The following is an 11,102-nucleotide window of genomic DNA, read 5'->3' as shown; positions in this document are numbered from 1 at the left end:
TGGCCGAATGGTGTCTGCAGCACCACCAGGAGAGTTTCCTGTACACCCACTTCGACGAACTGTGCGAGATCTTCGCCAAGTATGATGTCGCATTCTCGCTCGGCGACGGCCTGCGCCCCGGCTCCCTGGCCGACGCGAACGACGCGGCCCAGTTCGCCGAACTCATGACGCTGGGCGAACTCACCCAGCGTGCGTGGCAGCATGACGTGCAGGTGATGATCGAGGGACCGGGCCATATTCCGTTCGACACCGTGCGCATGAACATCGAGATGGAGAAGTCCATCTGCAAGGGCGCCCCGTTCTACACCCTGGGACCGCTGACCACCGATACCGCACCGGGCTACGATCACATCACCTCAGCCATCGGCGCCACCGAAATCGGCCGGTACGGCACCGCCATGCTGTGCTACGTCACCCCGAAGGAGCACCTTGGCCTGCCGAACAAGGACGATGTCAAGCAGGGCGTGATCGCCTACAAGATCGCCTGCCATGCCGCCGACATCGCCAAGCACCATCCGCACGCCATGGATCGCGACAACGCGATGAGCAAGGCGCGCTTCGAGTTCCGTTGGCTCGACCAGTTCAACCTGAGCTACGATCCGGACACCGCCATCGCCTTCCACGACGAGACGCTGCCCGCCGAACCCGCCAAGATGGCGCACTTCTGCTCGATGTGCGGTCCGAAGTTCTGCTCGATGGCCATTTCGCAGAACATCCGCAAGGCCTTCGGCGACAAGGAGCATCAGGAGCAGGTGGTGGCCGACTCCGCGGAGAACGTTGCCGCCGGCATGGCCGCAATGAGCCGCAAGTTCCAAGAGGGCGGCTCGAAGCTCTATCAGAACGCGCAGTGAGCTCCCGCGCTCATAGCGTTTTGACAGAAGCGGCATAACTGAAATCTGGTTTGCTGTGTGCGCGTTCGACACACAGCAAACCATTGTTGGCCATATTTCCCGGTTCCTCGCATCACCAGTCACAGAAAAGAAGACTTATGTCCAAACTTCCCGCAGTGCTTACCATCGCAGGCTCCGATTCCTCGGGCGGCGCCGGCATTCAGGCCGATCTGAAAACCATGCTGGCCTGCGGCGTGTTCGGCATGAGCGCCATCACCTCCCTGACCGCCCAGAACACCACCGGCGTGCGCATGGTCGAGGACGCCTCACCCGCCATGCTGGCGGCGCAGATCGACGCGGTGTTCGAGGACATCCGTCCCCAGGCCGTGAAAATCGGCATGGTATCCTCGCGTGAACTCATTGCGTCCATCGCCGAACGACTGGAGTTCTGGCATGCCGGCAATGTGGTGCTCGACCCGGTGATGGTCGCGACTTCGGGTGCGCGGCTATTGGCGGACGACGCCATGGAGACGCTCACCGACCGCCTGTTTCCGCTCGCCACGCTGGTCACGCCGAACATTCCCGAAGCCGAGCTGCTGACGCATACGCTTATCCACAACCCCGAGGACATGGAGGCCGCCGGCGAGCGCCTGTCCGGCCATTTCGGCTGCGCCGCGCTGATCAAAGGCGGACACGGCACGCATGACGCCAACGACGTGCTGGTGGAGCCGTCCGGCGAGGTGACGTGGTTCCCCGGCGCGCGCGTCGATAATCCCAATACGCACGGCACCGGCTGCACTTTGAGCTCCGCCATCACCGCCAATCTCGCCAAGGGCAAGCCGATGCCCAAAGCCATCAAATCGGCCAAGAAATATCTGACCGGGGCATTGAACGCACAACTGGATCTGGGCCATGGCTCCGGTCCGATGGATCATGGATGGAAATGGAGATAAGGAGAACAGCATGACCGATCTCGATCGCAACGCCCCGACCCAGGACGTGCCCGTCAACCCGGAAACCGGCAAGCCGTATATCAACACGCTGGCCGCCGTGGCCATCTCGCCCGCCGGAGGCAGCCCGGAAAAATCCCCCGAGGTGGCCAAGGTGGTGGACGTCATCCGCCGATCCGGGCTTCCCAGTGAAACCAACGCGATGTTCACCAATATCGAAGGCGACTTGGATGAAGTGCTGCACGTTGTCGCCGACGCCACCCGGGTGCTCGCCGAGCAGGGCATGCGCACCGACGTGGTGATGCGTCTGGACATCCGCCCGGGATTCACCGGACAAATCAAGGCCAAGCAGGCCCTGGTCAACGAAATCCTCGGTCAGGAGCAGTAAACCTCAATTGCGCGCATAGTAAATGCAATAGTGGCGAGTTGGTTATCGCAACCAGCCCGCCATTGAATTCATAATCGTTATCTCCCGATCGTTATCTCCCGATATTCGCACATGAATCATGCATGCAAACACCGACACAGCGCACCGCCCCAGCGGTGGCGAGGCCGGCGACATCTTGCTGATTTAGCCCATAGTATCCGTCAGTTTGACGACAGATTATATGGGTCAAAGCATATTTTGCGACAGCTTGTATGGTCGAACGCCCCTACGCGGAACACGGTTACGTTCCAAGCGGGAGAGAAGCCTATCCTGTCGACTCAGATCTGAGTAGTACATGCGGACCGTATCCGCTTTCTGCCGTGCCAGACATTCCTGACGATCGCGCTCATCATCCACCACGCTGCGAATGCCACGCCCTCCGGTCATCGAGGGATCAACATATTTGTCCAATCCATCCAGTTCTCCCACTACAACCGAACCATCATCACGTCTCCAGTAATAATCAACACGATGCCTGCGATTCGGCATCGACAAGCATGGAAACTCGACTTGCTGCCCATCCACCGGAAAACCAAGCCGGTCAAGCACCACTTTGCATTCCGCCTCGCCACCATTCTCACTGAGCCCCTCCGCCATCTCGATGACACGCAATGCCTGTCCGCGTCCACGCAGATACGACATGCCCGCAACGAACAGCCTGAGAGCATCACGATCAATCCAACCATTGCGAACCGCACTTTCCACCGGCGACAACGCGTATCGCAATGGCAGACGAATCGCGCAATCCACCAGCGTACGACGCAACGATGTCAGACGAATACCGTTCCATACCCTCGGTTCGGGATCCGCAATGGCGTACCGCTTGAGCTTCGAGGAACTCACTCCTCCGTGCTGACCGGGAACGGTAATGCAGACAGGCATGGCGAATCGATACGAGCAGTCCAACCTGTACATAATCGCAGCGGTGGGCCCGCAGAATATCCAATCAGGATGCATCAACGCCAATGTGCGCACCACATATCTTGTCCGTTCCAGAGGATCCAGTGCATTCCAACATTCAAGCTGCACATACATGCCTCGATACGGCTGACACAACAGCCCCCGACGCACGCCACGTGACATGGCGGAGAGTTCCGCGCCAGTCTGCGGCCGAGCGCAACGGAGCTGCGATTGCGCCTGTGCCAATCGCCTCATCATGCCCATGTGTCTTGCCATAAGCCAACCGTACTCGCCCATCAAGCACGCCACTCCCGCGTTCACCCATAGCATCTGTCGCCTAAACCGCTTTGGCCCATGGAACCCGTCAGTTTGGCGACAAGTTCCATGGGCCAACGAGCAGCACGGGCCAATTGCACCGGTCGTGCGCTACCGAACCACTATTTAACGCCGCCAAAGCGACGGTCGCGATGGATGTAGTGGTCTATCGAACGCCACAGCACCTTGCGACCGCAATCGGGGAACAGTTCGGACACAAAGTCAAGTTCGGCGTAGGCAGCCTCCCATGGCAGGAAGTTCGACGTCCGTTGTTCACCGGAAGTGCGAATCACCAAATCGCAGTCGGGGATGTCGGGGTTGTACAGATGGTCGGCGATCATCTTCTCGGTGACGCGATCACCGGAAATCCTGCCGTCGCGGACCTCGCGGGCAATCGCGGCGCAGGCATCGGCGATTTCGGCACGGCCGCCGTAGTTGATGCAGAACACCACGTCGATCACCTTGTTGTTCTTGGTGCGCTCCATGGCGACTTCAAGCTCGTCGATCACCGACTTCCACAGTTTGGGCCGCCGGCCGGACCACCGCACGCGCACCCCCCAGTCGTCCATCTGAGCCACACGCCGATGGATGATCTCACGGGAGAAGCCCATCAGAAAACGCACCTCCTGCGGGCTGCGCTTCCAATTCTCAGTCGAGAAGGTGTACAGCGACAGGTACCGCACGCCGGCTTCGATGGCACCGGCGATCGTGTCGAACACCACCGGTTCGGCGGCCTGATGGCCATTCGTGCGAATCATGCCGCGCTCCTTGGCCCAGCGGCCATTGCCGTCCATAATCACGCCGACATGACGCGGCACCTTGTCCTTGGGAAAGTCCGGAATGATAGCGGGGTTGGAAAAAGGCGCCGCCGGAATATCCAGTGACGTGTAGTCGACATGTTCAAAAGCCATAGTTCAGGAATGTAGCATTCGCAGCGAACGAATCGGATGTTCCAGATAATATGCGCCCCATTCCTCGACAATATGCCGGGTCTGTCCATTGAGCCCCGGCCCTCCCGCGCCGCACAGCGCATCCAACACGCTCCAATCGCCATCGGAAAGCGCGGCGAGTTGCGCGGGCACCCCCCCATGCAGTCGCCGGGACTCCGGCGTATGATCCGCCTGGCACATAAGGCCGCCCGCGGCGGCGGAAAAAAACGCCTGCGCGTCATCGACCGCTCCCCCGCACACCACACAGGAGTCAAGACGCGGGCTCCAACCGGCGACGGCCAATGCGCGCAGCACATAGGAGTCGCCGATGCACGCCGGATTGTGCAGACCACGGGCGAGCGCCGACAGTGCGGCGACCAGCAGCCGGTAATGCACCGGGGACGGCTCGCGCTCCGCGGACACCACTTTGTCGGCCGTCTCGACCATCACATTCGCGGCCGTATACGAGTCGTAGTCGGAGACGATACGATCGGCATAGGCGGCGATGGTCTCGGCCTGAGCAACCACATCAAGCGATCGGCCGGTACTCACCAGCACGTCGGCGCGCATAAACGGCTCCAGACGGGCGCCAAACCGCGATCTGGCACGTCGCACGCCTTTGGCTACGGCTCGAATCTTGCCATGGGACCGCGTGAACAGCCAGATGATACGATCGGCCTCGCCCAATTTGGCCGTGCGCAGCACCACACCCTCGTCACGATACAGCGGCATGGCACGGCACCCCCCATCGCTAGTAAATAAACATGCCCCAGAAGGCAAAAACCAATAATACGGCGAACATGGCCGATGCGGTGACCCAGAACTGCACACGCCCCAGCCGCGTCGTGGCAATCAGCGGCTTGTGGATCCGCCGGGTGAATTCGCCGGAACGGATCTGACGGATCAAGCGACGGGGGCCCATGCTGGTGTAGCCCAATGCCGACGCCACCTCGATCAAACGGGCAAGCACCCGCGACCATGCCCACACCACCAATGTGGTCACCGTCTGGATAACCGGCCAACTCCAATACACCATATCCGGGCTGTTCGGTGCGGCTCCCCATATCAATGAGACAATCTGCATCACCACTTGCGCGATACCGGAGCCGAACAGATACAAGGTGCCCAGCGTAGTCAGCGTCAGGACGGCCAGAATGCCGCCAAAGCCGTTGATGAAGCCGAGGGCCGGCCCATGGCGACGACGGATCGCGTATCTGATCTTGCGAATCAGCGCGATCAGGCCGATCACCGCGGCGGCGAGCAGAAGCACAATGGCGAGTGCATGCACCGCCACCATGTACACCGTCAGGGTGCGATGGGCATACAGGTCCTTGGGAACCGCGATCGACTGATAAATGTCGGTGCCGGCGACCTTGACGTCCGTCTGCGTCAGACCTCGGACCTTGCCGACAGCCCAGTCCACCATATCGTCTTCAAAATGATCAGCAAGCTTGGTATCGCCATCCTCCTCATCACCGATGCGCAGCACATGATTCGCCACCGGGTAGCTTCTCACCGTCACATCCCAGTTGCCCGCGGCGTGCGCCCGCTCGAAAATGTCGGCCGCACCCTCGACCTGAGCGGTCATCACATCCTTCGACCCGTATGCCACGAATGTGGGCACGGCATATGCTCGAGGCAGATTGGTGTTGATATCGAAATTGGTCAGGCCGAATATGGCAAGATCGGTGCTGAACACGCGACGGACGATGGACTGATACCCCGGATGCGCCCCCACCAGCGCGAAATCCTGGGCCGCGAGGAAGCCCAGCTCATGTCGCGGCGTGTCCACCATCGGGCTGACGAGGATCTGGAAGGCGATGCGCGGGTCCCGCTCCAGCAGAAACGCACTGATCCACGTGCTTTCCGACGTGGCGTAAATGCCGATTTTATCCGCATCCACATTCGGCAGGGCCCGGAGATATTCGGCCGCCTGCTCATATGCGTCGGCGGAAGCCGGATAATCGCGTGTGAGGTCGTTGGTGCTCCACACCGGCTTGTCTATGACGATAGTGGCGAACCCGGCCGACGCGAGATCATCGCCCACGTCAATGAACCAATCCTTGGCCAGCCCATAGCCGGCGCCATGCATGAACACCACGCCGGGGATCTTGCCGTCGACCCCTTTGGGCATGCGCACCACCAGATGCAGGTCCTCACGCTCACCAGTTGAGGCGCGGGTCACCGTCATGTCGTCTTCCAGGACCTCGACTTCGTAGGCGCCACGGGTGGGCAGCGACACGCCTGCCGGATTGTCGAAACTGACGGACGTATCGGACGACAGACTCTCCATTGTCTGACCCAGGGGCTCATTGCGCCAAGAAATGTTCGACAGGTTCGAAATGGTGACCAAGAGGCCAAGCAGCATGATGAAGATGGGAAGGCTCGTCCTCAACCGGCGCCTCGATGTCCATGGCTGGGGCTGCGATTCGGCAGTCGACTGCGCCATCCCGGCATGCTGAGGTACCCGTTCGTTCATCGACACCCCGTTATTCTATCCATTCGCGCCGAACACCGGTTATGCGCAGAGCGAGGCGAAACAGCTCCCGCCCCGCACAACACCTGCTAGCGACTTCCACCCCGATGGGTGATCGGCACCACGATCGGACCGGCGGCGGAAGACCGCACTCCCCCGTTGGCGCCGCCGCCATTGCTCTCCATGGTCGCGGCGATGTCCTGCGCCTTTGCCAGCAGGGTTTCGACGATCTGATCCTCCGGCACGGTTTCGATGACCTTGCCCTTGATGAAAATCTGGCCCTTGCCATTGCCGGAGGCCACGCCAAGGTCAGCCTCGCGGGCCTCGCCCGGCCCGTTGACGATGCAGCCCATAACGGCCACGCGAATCGGCGCGGTGATGCCCTTCAGACCTTCGGTCACGGCATTGGCGAGCTGAATCACGTCAACCTGCGCGCGACCGCAGCTCGGGCAGGAAATGATGTCGAAATGGCGCTTGCGCAGGCCCATGTATTCCAGCAGCTTGCAGCCGACCTTCACCTCCTCGACCGGAGGGGCGGACAACGATACGCGAATCGTGTCGCCGATTCCCTCGGACAGCAGCGCCCCGAACGCCAGACAGGACTTGATGGTGCCCTGCCATGCCGGCCCGGCCTCGGTGACGCCGAGATGCAGCGGCCAATCGCCTTTGGAGGCCAGCAAACGATACGTCTGGACGGTGGTGATCACATCGTGGTGCTTGACGGAGATCTTGAAATCATGGAACCCGACGTCCTCGAACATATGCGCTTCCTTGAGGGCGGAAGCGACCAGCGCCTCGGGCGTGGGACCGCCGTATTTGGCGTACAGCTCCTTGTCGAGCGAACCGGCGTTCACGCCAATGCGCAATGAGACGCCCGCATCGGTGGCCGCCTTGCAAATATCGGGGCCAACCTGATCGAACTTGCGGATATTGCCCGGATTGACGCGCACGGCCGCACATCCGGCATCGATGGCCTGGAACACGTATTTGCTCTGAAAGTGAATGTCGGCGATCACCGGAATCGGCGATTTGGCGACGATGGCGGGCAATGCGTCGGCATCGTCCTGGCTGGGCACCGCCACGCGCACGATATCGCATCCGGCGGCGGTCAACTCGGCGATCTGCTGCAGGGTGGCCGGCACGTCCGCCGTGGTGGTGTTGGTCATGGACTGCACGGAAATCGGCGCTCCGCCGCCCACCGGCACGGAACCGACCATGATGCGACGCGTCGCACGACGCGCATGCAGAGGCGACGCCGCATACGACGCCTCACCGGTTTTGCGGAAACCCGGCGTACCGCCGAGGTCCGCATTCGAACTTGAATTCATATCGCTCACGTTCACAAGGCCTTGTCTATCAGAAGATCAGCACGACGACGGGCCTCAAGCTCGACCTGACCCATTTCCTCCACGTCTCGGAACTTCGGGGCGCCGCGCAATTCGGCATCCATGGCGTCGATCACGGACCGAACCGTGTCGACAATACCGAGATACGGAAGGCGATGCTCCAGAAACGCGTGGACGGCCTGCTCATTCGCGGCGTTCAGCACAGCCGTATGCTTTTCGGACGCGGCAATGCAATGGCGGGCGAGCTGCACCGCGGGGAACGCCTCATCATCCAGTGGTTCGAACGTCCAGGTAGCCGCTTTGGTCCAGTCGCAGGGCCGCGCCACGTCGCCAAGGCGATCCGGCGCGGACAGCCCCAGGGCGATCGGCAGGCGCATATCCGGCGGAGAGGCCTGGCCGATCGTGGCGCCATCGACGAATTCCACCATCGAATGCACTATGGACTGCGGATGCACCGTCACCTCAATGCGCTCCGGCGGAATGCCAAACAGTCGGGACGCCTCGATAACCTCCAGCCCCTTATTCATCAGGGTTGAGGAGTTAATGGTGACAACCGGCCCCATATTCCACGTCGGATGATGCAGCGCCTGCTCTGGGGTGACATCACGCATCTGGTCACGGGTCATACCGCGGAACGGGCCGCCGGACGCCGTGACGACCAGCTTGGCGACCTCACCATGAACGCCGGACCGCAGCGACTGCCATATGGCGGAATGCTCGGAATCGACCGGATTGATCTGATTGGGCCGCACAGCCGAATCAAATAATAGGTGGCCGCCGGCGACCACGGATTCCTTATTGGCGAGCGCCAACTGCGATCCGGCCTTCAGCGCCGCGATAGACGGTTCCAGGCCAATGGAACCGGTGATGCCGTTCAGTACGACGTCGGCGCCGCCGCCGGCCAGCGCGATCACCGCTTCGGGGCCGGCGGTTATCGTAACATCAGCGCCGGGCCTGACCCCCTGACTATCCAGCGCCTGTTGAAGCCGCCCGACTTTGGAAACGTCGAAAATGGCAACATGACGGGCATGGAAACGGGCGACTTGCCGGGCCAACAGGTCGATGTGGGCTCCGCCCGCCGCCAGACCATCCACCGAGAAACGCTCGGGATGGCGTGCGATGACGTCAAGCCCCTGGGTGCCGATGGACCCGGTGGACCCCAGTAGCGTGACGGTTCGATGCCAGTCGCCGGATGCAGGGCGCAGAGGCCCGGACGATACGGCGCGACCGTTCACCGGCGCTGATGCTGATAGCTGTTCTGTTGAAAATCCCTCTGACACACAACCAACACTAGCGGCCCTGCTGGTCGCCATTCACATCGGGGGTGTCGGCCTTCGGCTGGTTGACATCGTTTCCGTTGTCATTCAGCGAGGGGAAGGTGAGATCCGGAATATCGAGATCGACTTTCGGGAATGACGTGTTGCTCAGCAGATTCGTCAGGTACTGGTCGGCATCGCCATCGTCCTTTGCCGATGCAGTCTGAGACTCGGCACCGATGGGGAATGCGACATTGGCCGCAGGCGCGGTGGCGGCGGGCCGCTCAATCGGGGCGGCAGCCTCCCGGGCCGGCACGGGTTCGGGGGCCGCGGAAGTCGCAGGAGCCGCCACCGGCGCCACAGGCTCCGCAAGAACTTCACGCGATGCGGCAGGCGGCACGACAGACGACACGGCAGACGATGCAGCAGGCGGTAGCGGAGCTTCAGACGCGACGGCTACGGGAGGCACGGCCTCGGTTGGAGCGGACTCGACGGACGGCTCCTGGGAATGCCGCCCGACGGACTTGGCAAGAGCCGCAAGCGAACCACTCGCCGCGGGCGCCACGACAGGCGCGGACGAGGCAGGCGAAGCGGACGGAACCGGAGGAACGGCAGGTGCGGCAGGTGCCGGAGAAGCGGACGGAACCGGAGGAACGGCCGAAACCTTCGCCGCCGCAGGAGCAGGCTTGAAAATGGAATGCTCCTCCGCCGTCAACTTGGAAAAATCATTCGCAGCCGAAGCGATCGGAGCGGATGACGCCGAAACGGCGGGCCCGGTCGTCCCGGCATCGTCCCCGGGGAAAAGCGGGGCGATGACTTCGGTACGAGGCCCGGCTGACGCGGCGGGCGCGGCAGCCTTCACAGGCATGGAGCCGGAGGGCTCGGACGCATAATCCTTCACCCGTGCGTATGACTCCAAACGAGACAACAGCTGCACGGCGACATCGAGATAATAATCCACTGCACGCTCATCATAGCCGCGCTTGCCCGCACGCTGAGTGAAGACCACATTGGCGACCCGAGCCGCGGTGATGTCGCTCAGCTGCTTGGAATCCAGCGGCTGGGCGCCTTCGACTCCCAGCTCGTCCGAAACCTTGGCGATGATCTGGTCAACCAGCCGATCCACCTGCTTGCGATCATAGCTGGGCTTCTTCCCCAGGCCATCCTTGAAACGACGCTTCGCCTCGCGACGGTAATGCGTCTCCAACGAGGCCAGCATGGCCTCGCTCTGCGCCCTGAACGGAATACGGCCGTTATGCTCGAGTTCCCATGTGGTGTGCTTGTCCACCACGGCGCGCTCGAGGCGCGACAACGCGGCATCCACCTGCGCGATGACATATCCGTTTTTCACCAAGTCGAAGGAAGCCCGCTGAATGTCACGTTGAGTCAGCTTGGGCTCGACACTGTCATACAGTTCGTGGGCTCGGGCGAGAAACTGATCTACCTGTTCGACGTCATACCCCCACTTGCGTTTGCCGGCTCGGGCGATCACAGGGCCGCGACCGGCGTTCTCGGATTGTTCCGACATGGGACGTACCTCCTACGACGAGGGATTACACTACGCTACACCTTACGTGACCAATGCGACGCACGCGACCAGCGCAACACGAGCCGGCACACACCGACCCCACCATGCGCTACGCTATATACGTTCGGGCGATTAGCTCAGTTGG

Annotated in this window: 10 protein-coding genes; 3 read left to right on the top strand and 7 right to left on the bottom strand. The window is 61.7% G+C overall.

What is annotated here, in order from left to right:
* The 3 genes from B2994_RS06555 to B2994_RS06545 form a co-directional block, all read left to right on the top strand.
* On the top strand, positions 1-851 hold an 851-nt coding region (locus B2994_RS06555), incomplete at its 5' end, for a phosphomethylpyrimidine synthase ThiC (protein WP_291527567.1).
* Positions 852-988: 137 nt separating this feature from the next.
* Positions 989-1,783 (top strand): bifunctional hydroxymethylpyrimidine kinase/phosphomethylpyrimidine kinase, encoded by a 795-nt coding sequence (gene thiD, locus B2994_RS06550; protein ID WP_291527566.1) that lies wholly within the window; start codon positions 989-991, stop codon positions 1,781-1,783.
* Positions 1,784-1,793: 10 nt separating this feature from the next.
* Positions 1,794-2,168 (top strand): thiamine-binding protein, encoded by a 375-nt coding sequence (locus tag B2994_RS06545; RefSeq protein ID WP_291527565.1) that lies wholly within the window; start codon positions 1,794-1,796, stop codon positions 2,166-2,168.
* A 225-nt stretch (positions 2,169-2,393) separates the two neighbouring features.
* Here B2994_RS06545 and B2994_RS06540 read toward each other — a convergent pair whose 3' ends face one another.
* From B2994_RS06540 to B2994_RS06510, 7 genes are all read right to left on the bottom strand, one after another.
* The gene (locus B2994_RS06540) at positions 2,394-3,050 is read right to left on the bottom strand and encodes a hypothetical protein (RefSeq protein WP_291527564.1); all 657 of its coding nucleotides are present in this window, start codon (positions 3,048-3,050) and stop codon (positions 2,394-2,396) included.
* 494 nt (positions 3,051-3,544) lie between these two features.
* The gene (locus tag B2994_RS06535; RefSeq protein WP_291527563.1) at positions 3,545-4,333 is read right to left on the bottom strand and encodes an isoprenyl transferase; all 789 of its coding nucleotides are present in this window, start codon (positions 4,331-4,333) and stop codon (positions 3,545-3,547) included.
* A gap of 3 nt (positions 4,334-4,336) precedes the next feature.
* Entirely contained in the window at positions 4,337-5,083 is a 747-nt protein-coding gene (gene recO / locus B2994_RS06530; RefSeq protein ID WP_291527562.1) for a DNA repair protein RecO, read from the bottom strand.
* 19 nt (positions 5,084-5,102) lie between these two features.
* Positions 5,103-6,719 carry an alpha/beta hydrolase gene (locus tag B2994_RS06525; RefSeq protein ID WP_291527561.1) on the bottom strand — a complete coding sequence of 539 codons (1,617 nt, stop codon included), beginning with the start codon at positions 6,717-6,719 and terminating at the stop codon, positions 5,103-5,105.
* A gap of 197 nt (positions 6,720-6,916) precedes the next feature.
* A complete protein-coding gene (gene ispG / locus B2994_RS06520; RefSeq protein ID WP_291527560.1) occupies positions 6,917-8,155 on the bottom strand; it encodes a flavodoxin-dependent (E)-4-hydroxy-3-methylbut-2-enyl-diphosphate synthase in 1,239 nt (412 codons plus the stop codon).
* An 11-nt stretch (positions 8,156-8,166) separates the two neighbouring features.
* Complete coding sequence (gene dxr, locus B2994_RS06515) at positions 8,167-9,378, bottom strand: 1-deoxy-D-xylulose-5-phosphate reductoisomerase (protein WP_291527568.1); 1,212 nt, start codon at positions 9,376-9,378, stop codon at positions 8,167-8,169.
* Positions 9,379-9,463: 85 nt separating this feature from the next.
* On the bottom strand, positions 9,464-10,957 hold the full coding sequence (locus tag B2994_RS06510; protein WP_291527559.1) for a DivIVA domain-containing protein: 1,494 nt from the start codon (positions 10,955-10,957) through the stop codon (positions 9,464-9,466).
* Positions 10,958-11,102 lie beyond the last annotated feature (145 nt).

Source organism: Bifidobacterium sp. UBA744, assembly GCA_002298605.1.
Classification (GTDB): Bacteria; Actinomycetota; Actinomycetes; order Actinomycetales; family Bifidobacteriaceae; genus Bifidobacterium.
The sequence above is the reverse complement of the archived record's forward strand: the minus strand, read 5'-3'. Positions and strand labels throughout refer to the sequence as shown.

Excerpts from the sequence above, each read along its gene's own strand:
- B2994_RS06545 (WP_291527565.1), top strand. The coding sequence starts at position 1,794 with ATGACCGATCTCGATCGCAACGCCCCGACCCAGGACGTGCCCGTCAAC.
- B2994_RS06535 (WP_291527563.1), bottom strand. The coding sequence starts at position 4,333 with ATGGCTTTTGAACATGTCGACTACACGTCACTGGATATTCCGGCGGCG.
- thiD (WP_291527566.1), top strand. The coding sequence starts at position 989 with ATGTCCAAACTTCCCGCAGTGCTTACCATCGCAGGCTCCGATTCCTCG.
- B2994_RS06525 (WP_291527561.1), bottom strand. The coding sequence starts at position 6,719 with ATGCTGCTTGGCCTCTTGGTCACCATTTCGAACCTGTCGAACATTTCT.
- recO (WP_291527562.1), bottom strand. The coding sequence starts at position 5,083 with ATGCCGCTGTATCGTGACGAGGGTGTGGTGCTGCGCACGGCCAAATTG.
- B2994_RS06510 (WP_291527559.1), bottom strand. The coding sequence starts at position 10,957 with ATGTCGGAACAATCCGAGAACGCCGGTCGCGGCCCTGTGATCGCCCGA.
- ispG (WP_291527560.1), bottom strand. The coding sequence starts at position 8,155 with ATGAATTCAAGTTCGAATGCGGACCTCGGCGGTACGCCGGGTTTCCGC.